Source organism: bacterium, assembly GCA_021108215.1.
Lineage (GTDB): Bacteria > Oederibacteriota > JAAXVQ01 > JAAXVQ01 > JAUVAV01 > JAIORK01.
Genome location: JAIORK010000028.1, coordinates 77,885 through 98,412, shown reverse-complemented (window position 1 = coordinate 98,412; position 20,528 = coordinate 77,885). Strand labels below are relative to the sequence as shown.

Genomic DNA, 20,528 nt, shown 5'->3' with positions numbered 1-20,528 from the left:
TGCTATATTTTTTCCATGAAAACAATCCGTATTTTATTCAGCCTTTTCTGTGTTTTGCTTATCACATTGCCGGTCCAAGCCCGGCGCAGTCCGGGTCAGGACTGGCAGACAACCGAGACTGAGCATTTCATTATTATATATCCGCAGGAAAATGCCGCCGCTGCCGGGCGGGTTGCAGTCATTTCCGAGAACTATTATCCTAAAGTTAAAAAACTATTCGGCTATGCGCCGCCGGGCAAGACACCGATTGTTTTGAACAATCGTATGGATTTTGCCAATGGTTATGCTCAATCGATTTTTCGCAAGATGGAATTTTATTTGACTACGCCGGATGACAAAACATTCGGTCCGGATGATCCCAGTTGGCTGGAATCGCTTTTTATTCATGAGTATGCTCATCTCTGTCAGGGTATGCGTCATGATGGTTTTTCAGCGATGCTCACGACACTATTCGGCGAGGTCGCTGGGATGAACTATATAGCCCCGCGCTGGTGGGTGGAGGGTGTGGCAGTCTATGCCGAGACTACGCTGGCACGCGGCGGGCGTGGTGAAAATAATTATCAGCATATGAAGCTGGCAGCCAATCTTTTGTCCGAACATCCCTGGTCACTGGGGCAGGTCGGGGTCTATCCGAAATTTTCTTTACCTCCGGACCGGGTCTATATTCCGGGATTTGATATGATTACCAAGCTGCAATCCCTATACCAAAAAGATAATCTCATGGATGTGCTGGCATCGCAGCAAAGTGCATGGCCTTTTTTTGGTCTGGGTTATGTGTGGCACAGGCAAACCGGATACGGGCCGGGAAATATTTGGAAGCAAGTCCAAGCTGAAAAACGCAAGGACTATGCTGCGCACTATGGCAAGCACCGCTTGCCCATGCCGGATGCACTTGAAGTCATGGGAACGGAATCAGGTTTTTACGAGCAGCCGCGCTGGACACGACGCGCCACGCTGCTGGTTTATCAGGACAGTCTCAAACAGGCGGATGCAGTTGTTGAGATTGATCCGCGAACCAACAGGGTGATCAAGCAGCGACTGTCTGCCAATTTACGTAAAGGCCGCTATGCATATGATGTACAAAAAGATCATGTCTTGATGGCGCGAATGCATCCGGACATGATTTACCAGGATGCCTATCTGGCGGACCTGTACGAAGTCGATGCGCAGGGCCGGGAAACACGTTTGACGAAAAATCAACGCTGCTGGTCACCGGCGGTGGCACCCGACGGCACCATTGCCTGTATCGTCAAGGGTGACGAGCTTAATCAGCTTGCGATTTTGGATAAAACCTCAGGGGTTGTACAGAAAATACGCGGTCCGCGCGGTGCGCATTACGCCTCGCCGAGCTGGTCGCCGCAAGGCAACCGTCTGGCGGTCAGTATACGCATCAATGGTGTGCAGGATATTTGCCTAATTGATCCACAGACAAATATCGGGCAATCCATCTGTGGATGGGACAAAGCAGCAGACTGGGACCCGGTCTGGTCACCGGATAATCAATATGTACTGTTTGTTTCCGATCGCAGCGGGACGCATCAGATCTATGCGTATCATCTGGAAGATAAAAAACTTTTCAAAGTCACGGATGCTTATCTGGGTGCATTTGATCCGGCGGTTTCCTGGGATATGAAATTGATTGCGTTTGCCGAATACCGGCCCGGCAATACGCAGCGGATCATGCTGGCGCCTTTTCATCCGGCAGCATGGCAGGAAGTTGCACTGGCTGAACCGCAGAAGCGTCCTGCGCATGATCCGGTTTTTGATGTAGCACCTGCCAAAGGAAAACCCTATTCAGCATTACCCCATTTGCTGCCCAGTCTCTGGCTGCCCATGGTAAGTGCGGATGAGGCGGGTTTGATCTGGGGCATTATATCCGGCAAACAGGATGTTTTGGAAAACCAGCAATGGATCGGTCAAATACTTTATCAGCCGGACAACAACCGGATTTATGGCAATTTTTCATATACTTATTCAGGGTGGCCTGCGGTCGTGGCAATCAATGGTTTTCATCGGCCCGGACTGCGTTACGGATTACCGCATGACAGAGAAGACACGACGGTGTATTGGTCTGTGCAGCAAGGGGTGCTGCTCTCGGCTGTCATGACTTTTTTACTGGCACAAACCGATATCACCTCGACCTGGATTCAAACGCAGGTCGGATATGATGCCATGTATATATTCGCGGAAGATGCAGCCGCGTATCCCGGGGACGACTATACCGGTATGAACGGTACGCTGACTTTTCAATCTACGCGCAAAAGCGCATGGGACCTTTTTCCTACGGCGGGTTTTTCTTTGACCGCTATGATTAAAAGCGCCATGCCGCAAAAAGCCTATGACGGCAGGTACGGTTTTGCAGAAGCTGATTTTTATATTCCCAGTCCCATTGCGCATCATGCCATCGGCCTTGGCGTCCGGGCTGCAACCAAAGCGGGATTTTTTCCCAAAACATTTATGGAGGTTGCGCCGCAAGGCTATTATGGCGGTCAGTTTAATTTGGGGACCAACCTGACATGGTCGATGAACTACCGGTTTCCGATTGTTTACCTGGATAAAGGGCCGGGTCTCTTTCCGATGTTTTTTCATGATTTGTGGGCCGAGCTTTTCGTGGAGCAAGGCGCGGGCTGGGATGGCAAGCTCACCCAGACGCGCTGGGAAGAAAAAGCGGTTGTGTCAGCCGGGTTGAATGTGCATCTGGATACGGAATTGTTCTGGTATTTACCTGCCCGGATCAGTCAGCGTATGACCTATGTGGCTGAAGATGAATCCTTTCACGGCACACTGGAAATTAATTTGGGATTTTAATGTCCCTCACCATTGACAACAGTTGTGCCGGGTATTTTTGAAACAGGGTACTTTAGGACTACTGTTATAAATCCTGCCTGATCTCTTTTTTCAGCATGCGAGGCGGCATAAAAAGTTATTAAGTTGTGTGTCGCCAAGCAGCATCCGTATTTATATAGGGTCATTTCGCTTTCGCAGGATGAAAAAAGAGGTCATGCAGGATATGCTTCACCAGTTGTGCGGGGGTGATTCGAATGGATATGTCCCGTAAGTTGGACGATCATCTCGTTTTCACATGTTGGCCGGATCGAGGCATCCCTGTGTTGTGTTTTGCGGGGAAACAGGATAAGATATCGCCTTTCGCAGCATCAAACAGCACGATAAACCACATAATCGGGAATTCAAATGCCGTTACGCTCATTACTCACACAATTAAATCAGGACACCGCGTTTACTGAGTTGTGTCAACTGCTCGATAAGACACCGGATGCCAAGGCTTGGGTGACCGGACTCTGGGGGAGTGCTTCGCCGTATTTTTGGTCAGGTGTGCGCGAGCGTCTTCGCCGCCCGATGCTCCTGATCACACCCACGCCGGATGAAGCCCGTCGCCTGTATGATGATTGCAGACTTTTTTTGGAACACCCGGATCCGGAGCGGGAGGAGTTATTTCTTTTTCCGGGCAGGGAATTGCTGCCATATGAACATGCCTTGACAGATATGGATCTGGAAGGCGAGCGTCTGGAAGTGTTGCTCAAACTGGCGGATGGCGAGCAGCCCGTCGTGATCGCGTCCCTGGAACAAGTCCGTGAGGCCTTGCCCGATCCGGTATGGCTCCTGGAAAAAAATCTTGTGATTTCTAAGGGTCAGTATCTGGACATGGACAAATTGATACACGACCTGGTGGAGCGCGGCTATGCGCGGGAACACACGGTAGAGGGACGGGGGCAGTTTGCAGTGCGCGGCGGAATTTTGGATATTTTTCCGCCGGCGGACCTTACCCCCTGGCGGATTGAATTTGAGGGGTCTGAGGTTTTTAGTATCCGCCAATTTTTTCTGATGCCCGATGAGAAAGCTGCGCCGGTGATTGTGCATGAAGTCCGGATCACGCCGGCGAAAATGTTCTCGCCTTCATCCGCGGAAATCAAAGCCGGTCTGGCTGACTGTGACCGCAGCTTTGGCCGGGAGAAGGTCAGGGCCTTGAGAGAAAAAATCGGAACCGATGCCGGTTTCCCGGGCGCAGAAAACTATCTGCCTTTTTTCATTCCGCCCGCAACCTTGTTGGATTATCTGGCCGGACAAACCATTGTGGTCATGCTCTCGCCGGGTGCGTCCAGGCAGCAGGCCGCACTGGATGACCAGAAGACGCAGCGTCTTCATTGGGAACATAAGAAAAAAGAGCCGGTGCTGCCTAAGCCGGAGCTGTTGTTTGAACCCTTCGAAGTGTTGGGTGAACGGTTGGGGAAAATGGCACTGGTGCAGACTGCGCGGCTCAAGCAAAGCATCTGGCCTGAACCGGAAGCGCTGCCGGAATGGCCGGTGGTGGTCAAAGGGACTGAACCGCTGCGCGGAAATATTGAATTATTAATTCGTGAAGCCCAGGCGCTGCAGGTCAAGGGGCTGGCACTGCACTTGGTCTCGCATAATCAGGCTGAGGAACAGCGCATGCGCCGTATTTTGGCGGAACAGGCCGCTAATTTGCAACAACCGGATTTAAGCGGACACTTCGTATTTCATCTTGGACATCTCAAAGCGGGGTTCCAGTATCCGGCTGGGAAGTTTGTGCTGTTTACGGACCAGGAAATATTTAATCGCAGATTGGGGCGCCCCAAGCCGCGGCGGATGAAAGGTGCGGCATATCCCTCGCAGCCGATTGCTGATATTTTGGAATTAAAATCAGGAGATCTGGCTGTGCATCGCGACCATGGGGTGGCGCGCTACAAAGGCGTTGTTCAACTGAATATTGATGGCGGAGAAAAAGAATTTGTCTATCTGGCGTATGCCAATGATGAAAAACTCTATGTTCCGACCGATCAATTGCGGCTGGTGGAAAAATATATCGGCGGGGATCACTCGCCGCGGATCAACAAACTGGGCACCGGAACCTGGGAGAAGACCAAGCAAAAAGTAAAAGCATCCGTGACCGAACTGGCACGGCAGCTGCTGGATATTTATGCCACTCGTCAAGTCCATCAGGCGCATACCTTTGGACCGGATACCTCGCTGGTCAAGGAATTTGAAGATGCGTTTCCCTATGAGGAGACACCGGACCAGGCGCGCGCCATTGCCGAGGTCAAACAGGATATGGAGTCTTCCAAACCCATGGACCGGCTTATTTGCGGTGATGTTGGGTTTGGGAAAACAGAGGTCGCGATGCGGGCCGCCTTTAAAGCGGTCCAGGATGGATTTCAGGTTGCGATCCTGGTGCCAACCACCATTTTGGCGGACCAGCATTTTGCGACGTTTCGTGAACGCATGGCAGCTTATCCCATCCGGATTGAGATGCTCTCGCGCTTCCGCAGCACAGCAGAGCAAAATGAGGTTATTCGTGATTTAGCGCAGGGGGCTGTGGATATCGTGATCGGGACGCATAAACTCCTGGGAAAAGAAATTCGGTTCAGCAAACTGGGGTTGTTTATTTTGGATGAGGAACAGCATTTTGGAGTAGCCCAGAAAGAGAAATTAAAAAAAATCAGGACTGTTTTAGATGTGTTGACATTAACCGCGACGCCTATTCCACGGACGCTCTATCTTTCGCTTTCCGGTATTCGGGATATCTCAATTATCGAAACACCGCCGCTTAACCGGCTCCCGATTAAAACGCAGGTGCTGGAATATTCCGAGGAGCTTATCCGGGAAGCGATTTTGCGCGAGATGGCGCGAAACGGCCAGGTTTTTTTCATTCACAACCGGGTGCATAATATCGGGCAGATGGCCGAGCGGGTTAAAAATCTGGTGCCGGAAGCCAGGGTGGCGGTGGCCCACGGCAAAATGGACAAAAAGCAGCTTGAACCGGTGATGGAAAGATTTATTGCCCGGTCCGAGGATGTGTTGGTTTCCACCACTATTGTAGAATCAGGACTGGATATGCCCAATGTGAATACCATTATTATCAATCGTGCCGATGCCCTGGGAATATCCCAGTTGTATCAATTGCGCGGCCGGGTCGGACGCGCGGACCGTCAGGCTTATGCTTATTTGTTTTACCCCGTGGGCGGCGCGGTGACCGGGAATGCGGAGAAGCGTATGATGACGCTGCAGGAATTTACCGAGCTTGGCTCCGGTATTAAAATTGCCATGCGGGATATGGAGATTCGCGGTTCCGGGGACGTGCTGGGACCTGAACAGTCAGGGCAGGTAACGGCGGTAGGGTTTGAAACGTATTGCAGCTTGCTGGAAGAAGCGGTGCGGGAGCTGCGCGGACAGCGCCGGGAAGGCCCTCTGGAGGTCACCATTTCCATTGCGCAGGATGCCTTTATCCCTTCGGAGTATGTGCCGGATACCATGACCCGGCTGAATTTATACAAGCGCCTCTCATCAGTACAAAAAGAGGTGGACTTGGCTGCTTTGGAAAAAGAGATTGCAGCCCGCTTTGGTCCCTTGCCGCAGGCGGTGCAAACTTTGGTGAAGGTTGCTTTTTTAAGGATCATGGCACGTCAGGTCCATATCAGTGAGATTCAGATTACTGAGCGGATCGTAAAATTTAATTGGCCTAAATATTTCCAGCCCAATGCCGACTTGGTGCAACAGCTTTTAGGGGACCAGAGTAAGCGGATTCGTTTTTTACCCGGAGAGCAGGCGGGGTTACAGGTGGGTCTGCCTGCCGGAGATCCCTTGACACACGTTAAAAAGTTCTTGTCCGAATTAAAATTTGTATGATATAAACGAGTAACTGTTTTTTGACATAGTGCTATAAATATGTATTGGCCGGTGGGAAAGTGTACCTTGACACAGAAATCAAAGGTCAGGTGATTTTTATTTTTAGGGAGGTTCTGATGAAGTATTGTGTGCGTTCTTTGCTAATATTTTGTGTGGCTGTTGTTGCACTGGGGAATTTAGGCTGTGGAAAAAAAGATGCCGATGTTTTGGCGATTGTGGGTGATCGTGAAATCACCACACTTGATTTTGACCGGGCAATTCAAAATCTTCCCAAGAACTATAAAGTTTTAGCGGAGTCTTATAAGGGCAAACGTAAAATTCTGGATAATTTGGTAAAAAAAGAATTATTGATCATTGAAGCGGAAAATCGCGGCTATCACCAAGAGGATGTTATTAAAAAGAAAATTACTGAAATTCAGGGAAAAACCCAGGAAGAACTGGACAAACAAATTTTAGATATCAAGTCGCAGCAAGGTTATATCAGCCGGCAAGTTTACGAAAATGTTCTGCTCAATGAATTGAATAGTAATTTGAAAAAAGAAGGGCTCAAGGGTGTGGAGATTTCCGAGTCTGAGGTGAAAGAGTATTTTGAGGACTACGCCCGGAAATTGAAAATTTTAAATCCGGCTGCCAAAGTTCCCAAGCTGAAAACCGTACAAAAACAGATCAAGGCTATTTTGGTCGAAGAAAAATTGATCAGCCGGTTGGAGAAAGACAGCTCAGTGGAAGTGAAAGAGTCGCGATTCCGTGAGCAGTACGGTGATGATAATATAGATATTGTGATTGAATAATATCAGCCGGTCTGCGATTGCACGTATTCCTGCCTGACAAAGGTTATGCACATGAAAAAAACATATATTATCCTGGGTGCGGTTGTCCTGGGGCTCGGAGTGTTTTCACTCGGATTTTTCTCCAAGTATCTAACCCAAAAATTTTATAAGCCCAAAACGTTGGTCTCGGTCAATGGTGTGGGTATTTTGGATGTGGACCTCAAACGGGAAATGCAATTTCTTAAGGTTAGTGATAATATGGCTTTTTCGAATATTACCCGCGGAGATGTTCTCGACCGGTTGATTAATGATGCACTGATCCTGGAAGAAGCCAAGCGGCTTAAGGTCGTGGTTGCAGAGGAAAAAGTTGCCGGATTTATGAATGGTTTTTGGAACGGTTCTGCTGAAGGGGATTCGGAACGAATGCTCAAGGAACAGCATTTAACCCCGGAAGACTGGCGGATGCTGGTGACCAAGCGGTTAACCATTGAGCAGACCATTAACCAGGCGGTTGAGGAACGGATTCATGTGGGGGATGATGAGGTGGAAGAGTTTTACTGGACCCATCTGCTTCAGTTTTACCGGCAAGTCAGGGTTCATGCCCGGCAGATTGTGGTCGAGACCCGGGAACAGGCGGATACCCTCAGGCAGAAACTTGAAGCAGGAACACCGTTTCAAGAATTGGCAGCCCAGTATTCCCGCGGACCGGAGAAAGATCAGGGGGGCGATTTGGGATGGGTGGGCAAAGAAGATCTGCCGCAGACATTCACCAAGGTTTTGTTTCAGCTCAAACCGGGCAAACCCAGCGATCCGGTTGCCACGGAGTATGGGTATCATATTTTTTTAGTTGAAAAACGCGAACGGGGCGGGAAAATCCCGCTGGAAGAAGCAAAAAAAATGATTGCCCGGGATTTGCGGCTTGCGAAAACCGATAAGGCATTTCGGGTTTGGCTTGAGGATTTGCGGTCACAGGCGGAAATTAGTATTCATAATCGTCAAGGAGTTGGAAAATGAAAAAGAAATTTAGAATTATTTTAGCGGTTGCGGCAGTTGTTCAGCTGTCGACTTTGTCCGGAATGGCGGCTGATCAAGCGCCGCCTCCTAAAGAGACCATTTCTGCCGCCAGCCGGGTTGTCCCGGCCGGTCCGCCGGTTGTTTTTAATCAGGTGCAAATCCGGGTGGGGAATGAGATTGTCAGTACAGTGGATATTGAGGAGCCGCTGGCAAAATATCGCGAACACTTCAGTACACAGTATCGCGGTCGGGAACTGGAAGCGAAAATGACGGAAGCGCGCAAACTCCATATTGCGCGTATGATTGAAGGGAAGTTGCTGCTTTTGGAAGCCCGGTCTCAGGAAATTGAGATTGACGATGCCCTGATTGAGGAACGGGTGGACAAAGAAATTGAACAGCTGCGGGCGCAGTTCCCCAGCTACCGTGAATTTAAAATGCAGTTGGAAAAAGATCACCTGACTGAAGCTGACTTGCGCAAGCAGCGGATGCAGAGTACCCGCGAAAATCTTATCCGGCAACGGTTGTTGCAGAGCAAGCTCCAGGAATTCAAGACCGGTATCGAGGTTTCGGATGAAAGACTGAAGGGGTTTTATAAAGAAAATATTTCTGAATTTTCCCGGCCTGATCGAGCCAGAATTAGTCAAATATTTATTAAACGTCCCGGCAAAGGACTTGCATCAGGAGATTTTCAAGCACAGGACCAGGTAGCAAAACGAAAAATCCAGCGTGTCCTGGCGGCACTCAAACAGGGGGATGCATTTGCATCTGCCGCTCAACGGTATTCGGAACATAAAATCACGGCGGAAAAGGGCGGTGATATCGGTTGGATTGAAGAGGGGGATATTGGCTTTCCGGTTTTTGAGAAAACAGTTTTTAAGCGTCTGAAAATTGATCAGGTTTCAGGGATTTTACAGACACCCAAAGGCTATTTTGTGGTCAAGTTGATTGACAAGCAGACCGGTGGTCAGATGCCGTTTGAGGAAGTGCGGGGGAGTATTCGTAAAAAAATGATGGCGGAAAGTTCTGATGTGCGGTACAAGGCCTGGCTGGAATCATTGAAGGGTAAATATAAAGTGGTGTATGCAGCCAAGGAAAAATCGTAAGGTCAAAAGCATAAAGTTAAAGCATTTTACCGCAGAGACGCAAAGAACGCTGAGAAGATTAAAAACAGGATAGGGTGAAGGCATCAAAGTAAAATGGCGGAACGGGGTGCCCCCGCCCAAAGGCAAAAAATGAATTAATTAAAATATTTGATTTTTTTTATTTGTGTTATTCGTGGATGAAAAGAATTGGTTTATTTTGTTTGAATAACCGCCGGATGGTCAGTATCCATCGGCGGATAATAGAGGGACAGGATGACAAAAGTTGCGATTGTTGGGGCCAGCGGATATACCGGTGCGGAATTGGTGCGGTTGTTGGCCGGACATGCTGAAATTGAGATTCAGGCGCTGACATCTGAATCCTTTGCCGGACAGAAACTCAATGCGCTTTATCCGGCAATGGGTGCTTGCGGTGACCGGATTTTAACCAAAAGTGCGGAAACCGATCTGTCTCCCGAAAATGTTGATCTGGTTTTTTTAGCAGTGCCGCATGGCGAATCCATGAAGCGGGTGCCGGAGCTTTTGAAGAAAAAGATTAAGGTTATTGATCTTTCCGGGGACTTTCGGTTTGATGATGTTGCAGTGTATGAACAGTGGTATCCGCAAAAACACAGCGCACCTGAATGGATTGGTAAAGCGGTCTACGGGATGCCTGAATTGTTCCGGGAAAAGATTAAAGGGGCTTCATTTGTTGCCAATCCGGGATGTTATGTTACTGCAACTGTTTTGTCGCTGTTGCCTTTGGTGCAAAGCAAACTGGTAGATGCGCAATCCCTGATTGTTGATGCCAAGTCCGGTATCAGCGGTGCAGGAAGAAAATTAAATTCTGCAACCCAGTTTAATCGGATATCAGAAAATGTTGTGCCCTACAAAATGGCAGGTCTGCATCAGCATACACCGGAAATGGAACAGACACTCAGCCAGGCAAGCGGACAAACGGTACGGATTACCTTTTCACCTCATCTGGTCCCGGCCAAACGGGGAATTGTTTCAATCGGATACGGCCGGTTGAATAAAATCATTACAGAGGAAGCGCTTCATCAGATGTATCAGGAAAAATATAAGAATGAACCCTTTGTCCGGGTCTTGGCACCGGATGCACCCTGGCCGGATCTGTCATCAGCCGTGGGCTCGAATATGTGTGTGATAAAAGCAGCAGTTGATTCCCGGACACAGACCGCGGTGGTCTGCGGCGCGGCGGACAATCTTATCAAAGGCGCATCAGGCCAGGCAATTCAAAATATGAATTTGATGCTGGGATTGCCTGAAATCAGCGGCCTTTCGGACAGCGGCCTGATTCCCTAAACCGGTAGTTTGGTTTTCTACTACCCCCCTGAAACGATATTTTCTTGAATTTTAACTTGCGGTAAAAAAACCGATATGCTAACATCCTACGTTCTAAATTCTCACGCTGCCGGACGGTTGCAGGGGTGCCTGATAAGGTGGAGATGCCTTGCAGGATTTGCATCCGGATGAAGGCAGCGGCGGAAAAAACTCAATATTAGGAGGCTTTTTATGGTAAACATCTCAATGAAACAACTTTTGGAGGCCGGTGTTCACTTTGGTCACCAGACACGTCGTTGGAATCCCAAAATGGCGCGTTACATTTATGGAGAAAGAAATGGTATTTATATCATTGATCTCCAAAAAACCGTTAAAAAACTCAAGGAAGCCATTCGTTTTGTCAAGGAATTGACAGCCAGCGGCAAAAAGATTGTTTTTGTGGGTACGAAAAAACAGGCCAAGGACTCGGTTTCCGAAGAGGCCAAACGCTGCGGGATGTATTATGTGAATCAGCGCTGGTTGGGCGGTACTCTGACTAATTTTCAGACAATCAAGAAAACCATTGTACGTATGAAGGGAATCGAGCGCATGTTGGAAGACGGCTCGATGGAGAAACTGCCAAAGAAGGAACGTGTGCTGGCTTCCAAAGAATTGGAAAAAATGGAACGCTCATTGGGCGGCATCAAGGAGATGGACAACCTGCCGGGAGCGATCTTCATTGTGGATACCAAAAAGGAACACAATGCCATTGCAGAAGGGCGTAAATTGGGTATTCCAATTGTGGGTATTGTGGATACCAATTGTGATCCTGATGAAGTAGATTATATTATTCCGGGAAATGATGATGCAATTCGCGCTGTTCGTTTGATTTCAAGTCTGATGGCCGAGTCATCTCTGGAAGGTGTGGAAATTCGCCGTCTGGACGAAGAACGGAAAAAGAAGGAAGCTGAGGCGGAAGCGCAGGCAGTGAATGAAGGTACAGATGCCGCACCGGCTGAAGCGGCCGCATCGGCTGAAGCAGCCGCACCGGCAGCGCCTGCAGCAGTCGCACCGGCAGTACCGGTAGCGCCTGTAGCACCGGCACCGGCAGCGCCTGTAGCACCGGCACCGGCAACACCTGTAGCACCGGCAGCGCCTGAAGCAGAAGCGCCAAAAGCAGTGGAGTAATAGAACATAAGTGCACAAACGATCCGGCGTGTTTGTTTAAAAAAGGATGATTAAAAGTTACTTGTTTGAGGAGGAGTCGTCGAATGACAATATCAGCAGCAGTGGTGAAAGAATTACGGGATAAAACCGGCGTGGGCATGATGGAATGCAAAACCGCCTTAAAAGAAACTGAAGGTGATATGGAAAAGGCCATTACCTATCTACGTGAAAAAGGTTTGGCTTCCGCATCCAAGCGAGCCGGCCGTGTGGCAGGTGAGGGCATCGTTACTTCCTATATTCATGCCGGGGGCAGCTTGGGTGTGTTGGTGGAAGTAAATGTTGAGACCGATTTTGTGGCCAAGACCGATGAGTTTCAGAATCTGGCCAAGGACATTGCCATGCATATTGCGGCATCCGGACCGGTGTATGTAAAGCGCGAGGATGTGCCGGAAGAAACCTTGCAGAAAGAACGTGAGATCTATAAGGCCCAGATGGCTGAATCGAAGAAACCGGCGGATATTATGGAAAAAATAATTTCCGGAAAACTGGAAAAATTTTACGAGGAAATCTGTCTTATGGAACAAGTGTTTGTGAAGGACCCGGATAAAAAAATCCACCAATTGGTGGCTGAGACGGTTGCCAAGGTTGGTGAAAATATCCAGATTCGCAGGTTCACCCGCTTCAAAGTCGGCGAGGAATAAGGCGGCTATGGCGGCTGCACGCAAGTTGAAATATAAACGTGTTTTGCTTAAACTTTCCGGGGAAGCATTGGCCGGAAAGCAGAAGATGGGGTTGGATCACGCTGTCATTCAAGAAATCAGCGAGCAGATTAAGGCCGTCCGAAAACAGGGTGTCCAGATCGCGTTGGTTTTAGGCGGCGGCAATATTATGCGGGGTGCAGCGGCCGAGGGCCTGGGCATGGATCGGGTGACCGCAGATCATATGGGTATGCTGGCAACGGTGATTAACTCACTGGCAGTTCAGGAACGCTTGGAAAAATTGGGTGTTCCGACCAGGGTGCAGTCGGCGATCGGGATGCAAAAAGTGGCGGAGCCCTATATCCGACGCAAGGCAATCCGGCATCTGGAAAAAGGCCGGGTGGTAATCTTTGCGGCAGGAACCGGGAGTCCTTATTTTTCGACGGATACGGCAGCAACGCTGCGGGCGATCGAGATCAATGCGGATGTGATTTTAAAGGCAACCAATGTCGGCGGTGTTTATTCGGCAGATCCCCGGAAAAATAAAAATGCTGACTTTTTCAAAGAACTTGAATATATGGAAGTGATTCGCCGCCGTTTGCAGGTGATGGATACCACGGCCATAACCTTGTGTATGGAAAATAATCTTCTGTTGATTGTTTTTGAGTTGATGAAGAAAGATAATATTAAAAATGCCGTACTGGGTAAACGCATCGGGACACTGGTGCATTAAAAGATGCTGTCTACGAAAAATTTTTATTAAATCCAACGTAACGGAGGTTTTTATGTCCGCCAATACGCCTGAGGTAATTCATCAAGAAGCAAAAGAAAAAATGGAGCGTGGGATCGAGGCACTGAAACGCGAATTTGTCACGGTCCGGACCGGCCGGGCTTCAGCAGCGATCCTGGATGCTGTACGGGTTGATTACTATGGCAGCCAGATGCCGGTCAATCAGGTGGCATCCGTGGTGATACCGGATGCGCGTACGCTGGAGATTAAACCCTGGGATGTCGGAACACTGGCTGAGATCGAAAAAGCGATTTTAAAAGCCAATCTGGGGATTACCCCTATTAATGACGGGAAGGCCATTCGTCTGGCATTTCCACCCTTGACCGAGGAACGCCGCAAGGAGTTGGCCAAGCAGGTGCACAAAATGGCCGAGGACATGAAGATCGAAATTCGTAATCATCGTCGCAAAGCCATGGAAAATTTAAAAATACTTAAAAAAGATAAAGCGCTTAGCGAGGATGATGAAAAAACAGCCGAAACTAAAATTCAAAAATTGACCGATGAGTATATTTCCAAGATCGATCAGCAGACCAGTCATAAAGAAAAGGAATTGATGGAAGTATAGTTTCTGGTGTGGTTATTTTTAAAATCCCCTGGAAAGTCCGGGGGATTTTTTTTCATCCGTTCATTGTGAACTCCCTTGTTGGTAAATACCGGGGAAGGTGAGGAACAGTATGGTGCAAAAAGCAAAACCTTCCGGCCGGCGGTCATTATTGCCCCGGCATGTTGCGGTGATTATGGATGGTAATGGGCGTTGGGCGCAACAACGCGGCCTGCCGCGGGTGGAAGGGCATCGGGAAGGGATGAATTCGGTGCGCAGCATTATCCGCCAGAGCGGCGAAATGGGGATCGATTATCTTACGTTGTATGCTTTTTCCACGGAAAACTGGAAACGTCCCCGCCGGGAAATTTCTTTTTTGATGAAGTTGTTGATTGAGTATTTGAAGAAGGAACTGGCAGAACTGCACCGGCAAGGTGTGCGGATTCTGATGCTGGGTCAACGTGATCCGGTGCCTGAAAAAGTATTGCAAAGTATTGATCAGGCCGTTGTCATGACAGCGCACAATCAGGGATTGAATTTGAATCTGGCGTTTAACTATGGCGGACGCCGGGAGATACTTGACGCAGTGCAAGCGTATATAAAAATGAAACCGCGTCCGGTTTTAACCGAGGAAATATTAGGGCAAAAGATGTATACTGCCTTTATGCCGGATCCGGATTTGTTGATCCGTACCTCGGGAGAGTTGCGGCTATCCAATTTTTTATTGTGGCAGCTGGCATATGCCGAGATTATTGTGAGTCCTGTTTTATGGCCGGATTTCAGGGAAAAAGAATTTTTACAGGCCCTGGATGACTACCAAAAACGGGAACGGAGATTTGGAGGCGTTGAGACCATCCGTGCTTAGAACACGTATTATAGTTGCACTTATTTTTCTGCCCCTGTTGGTATGGCTGATTTATTTACCCAATCCACTGCCCTTGTTTCTGTTGGCGATTATCAGCATGAGTGTGGCGGCGGTGGAGCTGGGCAAGTTGATTTCTCATCGGGGGATCGTATTTCGTTGGGAGATTACCCTGCCGGCGATCTGGGCGCTTAGTTTGCTGGCAGCCTGGCCTGAAGGCGGCAGCACCATCTGGCCTTTTGGTATGGCGGCGGGTTTTTGGTTTGTAGTTTTCACCAGCTTGTTGCTGCTGGGAATGCGCGAAATTTTAAGCGGTTTTCGGGAACAGGGAAGCTTTGCAACGATTGCGGCAAGTTTTCTCAGCGTTTTTATGCTGGGAGGCATTGGTACGTTTTTGTTTATGCTGCGCAACATGCCGGACGGGCACAACTGGTGGATTATTCTTTTTGGTTTCAACTGGATGTATGATGCGGCCGCATTGTTCGGCGGTAAATATTTTGGCAAGCGTCCCTTGGCACCTTTGATTTCTCCGGCTAAAACGATGGAAGGATTTTTAATCGGCCTGGCAACCAACGCGGTCGTTGCGGTTATTGTTTTTTATGTCTGGCTGCCGGAATCATTGGGGATTTCTCTGCCCTTTTTTATTATCCTCGGTGTGGTGCTCGGGGTCCTCGGCCAGGCCGGTGATCTCATGGAATCCATGATAAAACGCTGGTCTGGAAAAAAAGATGCCTCAGGTATTATTCCCGGTCACGGCGGCGTGTTGGACAAGATTGATAATCTCTGTTTTACAGCGCCGGTATTATTTTGTTTGGCATGGTGGTTGACGCATTCATGAGCGGGAAAAAGCATATTGTTATATTGGGGTCGACCGGTTCTATTGGACGTTCCACGCTGGATGTGATCAGACGGCATCCGGATCGATTTTGTGTTGAAGCATTGGCTGCCAGACGCAATGTCACCCGTCTTTACAATCAAATTAAAAAGTTTAAACCCCGTCTGGTCGCCTTGGCGGATGAAACTGCGGCCCGGGACCTGAAAGAAAAAATAAAATTGTTGAAAAATCCTCCCCGGATTGCCGTTGGGTTGGCGGGGGTTCGTCAGGCAGCGGTGGCGCCCCGGGCGGATACAGTCCTTTCTGCGATGGTGGGGAGTGCCGGGCTGGTGCCGACGCTGGACGCGATTCGCAGCGGCAAGGATATTGCCTTGGCCAATAAGGAAACCCTGGTGATGGCAGGGGAGATTGTCATGGACACTGTGCGGCATCACAAGGTTAAATTGCTGCCGGTTGATTCGGAGCACGCAGCTTTGGCTCAATGTTTACAGGGACATGATTCGGTCCCGGTCCGGCGTCTGATACTTACCGCCTCGGGTGGGCCGTTTGTGGATTTTTCTCAAGCCAAATTAAACCGGGTGACGGTTCAACAGGCTCTGCGCCATCCGACCTGGTCCATGGGGCGGAAGATTACAATTGATTCTTCTACATTGATGAATAAAGGACTGGAGATCATTGAGGCCCACCATTTATTCGGCATGCCGTATAAACAAATAGAGGTTGTGGTGCACCGGCAGAGTATTGTCCATTCCATGGTGGAATATGTCGATGGCTCTATTTTAGCCCAGATGTCCAATCCGGATATGCGTCTTCCAATTCAGACTGCTCTGACAGCGCCGGAAAGGATTCCGCATATCGTCAAACCGCTTGATTTTAAAACCGGGCTTAATCTCTCGTTTGGTCCGCCGGATATGCGGCGTTTTCCCTGTCTGGGGTTGGCGTATCAAGCCGGCAAGACAGGACGCGGGGCACCGGCAGTTATCAATGCAGTGAATGAAGTCGCGGTGCAGGCATTTTTACAGGAAGAACTGGATTTTCCGGGGATCGCCCGGATTATTGGTATGATTTTCAAAAAATATCGGCCGCCCAAGCGGGTATCCTTGGAGGATATCATTCAGGCAGATACCTGGGCCCGTCAGGCAGCCAAGGAGGCAATCGCATGCAGGTTGTAACTGTTATTTTGTACGGGGTTTTCGCTCTGGGACTTCTTGTCTTTGTTCATGAATTAGGACATTTTCTGGTGGCCAAATGGGCGGGGATCCGTGTTTTGAAATTTTCTCTTGGCTTTGGACAAAAACTGGTCGGATTTAAACACGGCGATACCGAATATCTGATATCTGCGCTGCCTTTGGGAGGCTATGTCAAAATGGCGGGTGAAAACCCCAAAGAATCAGAGGAGAATCAGGGCATTGAGCCCGGAGATTATTTTTCACGTCCCTGGTATATCCGGGTTCTGGTGCTTTTGGCCGGGCCTTTTATGAACCTATTCGCGGCAATCTTTATTTTGGGACTGCTCTATTGGATTGGTTTTATGGTACCCATGGCGCATCCTCAGATTATTCAAATGGCTGATGCTTCGCCGGCAATTGCGGCTGGATTGCAACCCGGAGATGTGATCACGCACCTTAATGGTGAATCCACGGAAAACTGGGAGATCTTTTCCGATAGAATCAACACACTGGGTAAAGAACAAGCCGGCAAAGCACTTACCCTTACCTGTATTCGGGACGGCGAGAGCATGAGCAAAGCGATTACACCTGCGTATAACGAAGAGGTCAAGCGCTGGCAATTGGGAATTACCATTGCACCGACCGGAACAAATATTTTGGAGCGGGTTTTTGTGGGCACACCTGCCGAATTGGCAGGGTTTGAAATTGGGGACAAAGTTCTGGCAGTGGAAGATGAGACCGTTTGGACCAAATATGATTTCCAGCAATTGGTCTGGCCCCGGGCGGACCAGGAGACCCGTATCCGGGTTGAGCGCGCCGGTGAGGTCGTGGACCTCAAGGTCAAACCCATGGCACAGCAATTACCGGAAGAAGGCAAAGTTGGTGTAATCGGGGTTGGTTTTAAAATTTCCGACAAGACCCAGCGTATGCAGTATGGATTTTTCAAATCCGCACAATTGGGTGTGGTACAGACCTATACAATTTCAAAAATGATTCTGAATGCACTTGGACAGATGATCTCAGGTCAGATATCCGCCAAAGATTCTTTGGGCGGCCCGATCACCATTATGCGCATGGCCGGTCAAGAGGCCAAGTCAGGCGCAAAAGATTTTTTCTTTTTTCTGGCAGGTATTTCGGTGATGCTGGCAATTATTAATTTGCTGCCGATTCCGGTTTTGGATGGCGGGAATATCATGTTTTTTATCATTGAGGGTATTATGCGTAAGCCGCTCTCTTTTAAGATTCAGGAAGTTTCTCAGCAGATCGGTTTTTTTCTTCTCATGGGCGTGATGGTTTTTGCGACGTTTAATGATATTTATAAGATTATTGCGCCTGTTTTTACCGGAGGAGGGACGCCTTGAAAAAAGGTCCGCGCTTTCAAACCCGGTCAGTGGCCATAGGGCCGCTGCATATCGGGCGTGGCGCGCCGGTTGTGGTTCAATCCATGACCAATACTAAGACTCACGAGCCGGGGAAGACACTCGGTCAGATTCGCCGTCTTGCCAAGGCGGGTTGCGAATTGGTCCGTGTGGCAGTCCCGGATCAAGCTGCGGTCGCAGCCTTGCCGCAAATTGTAAAAAAATCACCCCTGCCCATTGTGGCGGATATTCATTTTGATTATAAACTTGCCCTGGCAGCCATTGCCGCCAAGGTTGCCAAAGTCCGCCTCAATCCCGGCAACATGGGTTTGCCCGGCTCCCTGGAAGTGGCGCGGGCGGCAGTTCGCGCGCAGACAGCAATTCGGATTGGCGTCAATGCCGGTTCGATTGCACCCCGGGAAAGAAAAACAGTCAAAACCCCGGAAGCATTGGGGCGGCTCATGGCCCGCAAGGCCATGCAGTATGCTGCGGTACTTGCCAAAACCGGATTGGATTGCATTGTCCTCTCAGTAAAAGCTTCGGATATACAGTCCACCTTATCAGCGTACCGAACGTTGGCCAAACAGTCGCCGTGGCCTTTGCATCTTGGCATTACCGAGGCCGGCGGGGAACTGGCCGGGGGCATTAAAACAGCGGCAGGTATCAGTCCTTTGCTGCTGGAGGGGATCGGTGATACGCTGCGCGTCTCCCTTACTGAAGATCCGGTGAAAGAGATTCGGGTGGCGGATATGATTTTAGCCGCCACAGGTGTGCGCAAGCGCGGACCGGAAATTATTGCCTGCCCGACATGCGGCCGGACGACTTCTGATTTGCAAAAAATACTTAAACAGGTTGAACGGGCCCTGGCGACAGAAAAGCGCACACTGACCGTGGCAGTCATGGGATGTGTGGTCAATGGGCCGGGTGAGGCGCGGCATGCGGATGTGGGTATTGCGGGTGCGGCGGATGGATCGTTTATGCTTTTTGCCAAAGGCAAGCCGGTGAAACGCGTTGCAGCAGACAAAGCGGTGCAAGCGCTGTTGCAAGTGATTTGGGGAATGGATAAAAAATTGCAAGGGTATAAATAATGTTAAGCCTCCAATCAGGAGGAAAGGGGTGTATGGCCATACGCCCCTACTGTGTAAAACTCCAATAAAACTAATTGGATTAAAGGAAAGTGAATGAGACGAATCAGACTGTGGATGATTTTAGGAATGGCAGGACTTGTGGCAGGCTGTGGCGGGCCGCAAAAATTTATTGAGACCGAGGCCGATCCTGCGGCCATGGCCCTGGACGCACGGGGGCGATATTTGTATGTTGCGTGTGAAGGTGCGGAAAAAGTCAGTGTCTGGGATGTGAAAAAAAAGAAGCGTTTAAAAAGTGTGGACGTGGCTATCGGCCCCATCCGGTTATATCTGGACCGGGACAATCAAACCTTGAGGATACTGTGCTCAGAAGATAAACGTCTCTATCTCTACCAAGTCCCTGAGATGACACTCCTGGGAAAAATGGACCTTCCGGATGAACCCAGTGCCATGGTGACTCGGGATGCCAGGCAGTTTATATTTTGCAGTGCAAAATCAAATCAGATTTATCCCTTTGTCCAGAAAAATCCGCTGCCAACAATTAATGCGGGTATTGATCCGCAGGACATGCTGTTGCAGATCGAGACCGGTCTGCTCTGGGTTGCCAACTATAAGGCGCATACGGTATCAGTGATTGATCTGGACAGGAACCAGGTTATCAAAGAAATGCCGGTTTGGCCCAATCCCATGAAGCTGCTGAGTACCCCGATGGGGGAGCGTCTGTTTGTTTTGTGCCGGGGAAGCGGGCGTGAACCGCCCCGAAGTGTGGTCCAGTTAATCGACCCTTTTTATAAAAAAGCGGGTTTGACCTGGCAGGCGGGGCCCGATGCATTGGATATGGTGATGGATTCGATGGGGCGGAATCTTTATATCCTGGAACCCGGGAGAATTCGACTTATCTCAGTGAAAACCGGGACACAAATTCTTGAATGCAAGACTGTGAAAAAACCTGCGAACTTAGTCGTCTCACCGGATGGCATGCGTGTTTATGTGTCTGATCGGGAGATGCATACTGTGGTGATGCACACGATCAAGAAGAAAAAATTGGTGAAACAGTAATGAGTATGATGGTGAACAATGGCCGGGTATTACTTTTTTCTTTTGCACAAACGTAGTCGGAAGAATGACTTTTTGAATAAGGTGACTTGATAATCCTGCTTGCTTGGTTGCGCTGGTACAGTGCCGGTGTGCAAAAGAAAAAAGTAATACCCGG

At 49.3% G+C, this 20,528-nt stretch carries 16 protein-coding genes; all 16 read left to right on the top strand.

The window, feature by feature from the left end; genetic code table 11:
* The first annotated feature begins 15 nt into the window (after positions 1 to 15).
* A complete protein-coding gene (locus K8S19_05755; protein MCD4813180.1) occupies positions 16 to 2,808 on the top strand; it encodes a hypothetical protein in 2,793 nt (930 codons plus the stop codon).
* Positions 2,809 to 3,192: 384 nt separating this feature from the next.
* Positions 3,193 to 6,663 (top strand): transcription-repair coupling factor, encoded by a 3,471-nt coding sequence (gene mfd, locus K8S19_05750; GenBank protein MCD4813179.1) that lies wholly within the window; start codon positions 3,193 to 3,195, stop codon positions 6,661 to 6,663.
* Positions 6,664 to 6,779: 116 nt separating this feature from the next.
* The gene (locus K8S19_05745) at positions 6,780 to 7,454 is read left to right on the top strand and encodes a SurA N-terminal domain-containing protein (GenBank protein MCD4813178.1); all 675 of its coding nucleotides are present in this window, start codon (positions 6,780 to 6,782) and stop codon (positions 7,452 to 7,454) included.
* A gap of 51 nt (positions 7,455 to 7,505) precedes the next feature.
* On the top strand, positions 7,506 to 8,447 hold the full coding sequence (locus K8S19_05740) for a peptidylprolyl isomerase (GenBank protein MCD4813177.1): 942 nt from the start codon (positions 7,506 to 7,508) through the stop codon (positions 8,445 to 8,447).
* Positions 8,444 to 9,550: a peptidylprolyl isomerase gene (locus tag K8S19_05735; GenBank protein MCD4813176.1), complete on the top strand. Its 1,107-nt coding sequence runs from the start codon at positions 8,444 to 8,446 to the stop codon at positions 9,548 to 9,550. The genes K8S19_05740 and K8S19_05735 overlap by 4 nt, the downstream gene beginning before the upstream one ends.
* A 252-nt stretch (positions 9,551 to 9,802) precedes the next feature.
* On the top strand, positions 9,803 to 10,852 hold the full coding sequence (gene argC / locus K8S19_05730) for an N-acetyl-gamma-glutamyl-phosphate reductase (protein ID MCD4813175.1): 1,050 nt from the start codon (positions 9,803 to 9,805) through the stop codon (positions 10,850 to 10,852).
* A 210-nt stretch (positions 10,853 to 11,062) separates the two neighbouring features.
* Complete coding sequence (rpsB, locus tag K8S19_05725) at positions 11,063 to 11,998, top strand: 30S ribosomal protein S2 (GenBank protein MCD4813174.1); 936 nt, start codon at positions 11,063 to 11,065, stop codon at positions 11,996 to 11,998.
* 83 nt (positions 11,999 to 12,081) lie between these two features.
* Positions 12,082 to 12,678: a translation elongation factor Ts gene (tsf, locus tag K8S19_05720; protein MCD4813173.1), complete on the top strand. Its 597-nt coding sequence runs from the start codon at positions 12,082 to 12,084 to the stop codon at positions 12,676 to 12,678.
* A 7-nt stretch (positions 12,679 to 12,685) separates the two neighbouring features.
* A complete protein-coding gene (gene pyrH, locus K8S19_05715) occupies positions 12,686 to 13,408 on the top strand; it encodes a UMP kinase (protein ID MCD4813172.1) in 723 nt (240 codons plus the stop codon).
* Between the two features lie 52 nt (positions 13,409 to 13,460).
* Positions 13,461 to 14,030, top strand: a complete 570-nt coding sequence (gene frr / locus K8S19_05710; protein ID MCD4813171.1) for a ribosome recycling factor — start codon at positions 13,461 to 13,463, stop codon at positions 14,028 to 14,030.
* 109 nt (positions 14,031 to 14,139) lie between these two features.
* Positions 14,140 to 14,871 (top strand): isoprenyl transferase, encoded by a 732-nt coding sequence (locus tag K8S19_05705; protein MCD4813170.1) that lies wholly within the window; start codon positions 14,140 to 14,142, stop codon positions 14,869 to 14,871.
* Positions 14,864 to 15,706: a phosphatidate cytidylyltransferase gene (locus K8S19_05700; protein MCD4813169.1), complete on the top strand. Its 843-nt coding sequence runs from the start codon at positions 14,864 to 14,866 to the stop codon at positions 15,704 to 15,706. Before K8S19_05705 ends, K8S19_05700 begins: the two co-directional genes overlap by 8 nt.
* Positions 15,703 to 16,875 carry a 1-deoxy-D-xylulose-5-phosphate reductoisomerase gene (gene dxr / locus K8S19_05695; protein MCD4813168.1) on the top strand — a complete coding sequence of 391 codons (1,173 nt, stop codon included), beginning with the start codon at positions 15,703 to 15,705 and terminating at the stop codon, positions 16,873 to 16,875. Before K8S19_05700 ends, dxr begins: the two co-directional genes overlap by 4 nt.
* Complete coding sequence (rseP, locus tag K8S19_05690) at positions 16,863 to 18,233, top strand: RIP metalloprotease RseP (protein MCD4813167.1); 1,371 nt, start codon at positions 16,863 to 16,865, stop codon at positions 18,231 to 18,233. The genes dxr and rseP overlap by 13 nt, the downstream gene beginning before the upstream one ends.
* The gene (ispG, locus tag K8S19_05685) at positions 18,230 to 19,318 is read left to right on the top strand and encodes a flavodoxin-dependent (E)-4-hydroxy-3-methylbut-2-enyl-diphosphate synthase (protein MCD4813166.1); all 1,089 of its coding nucleotides are present in this window, start codon (positions 18,230 to 18,232) and stop codon (positions 19,316 to 19,318) included. The genes rseP and ispG overlap by 4 nt, the downstream gene beginning before the upstream one ends.
* Before the next feature lie 93 nt (positions 19,319 to 19,411).
* Positions 19,412 to 20,374, top strand: coding sequence for a hypothetical protein (locus K8S19_05680; GenBank protein ID MCD4813165.1), 963 nt, complete (start codon positions 19,412 to 19,414; stop codon positions 20,372 to 20,374).
* Positions 20,375 to 20,528 lie beyond the last annotated feature (154 nt).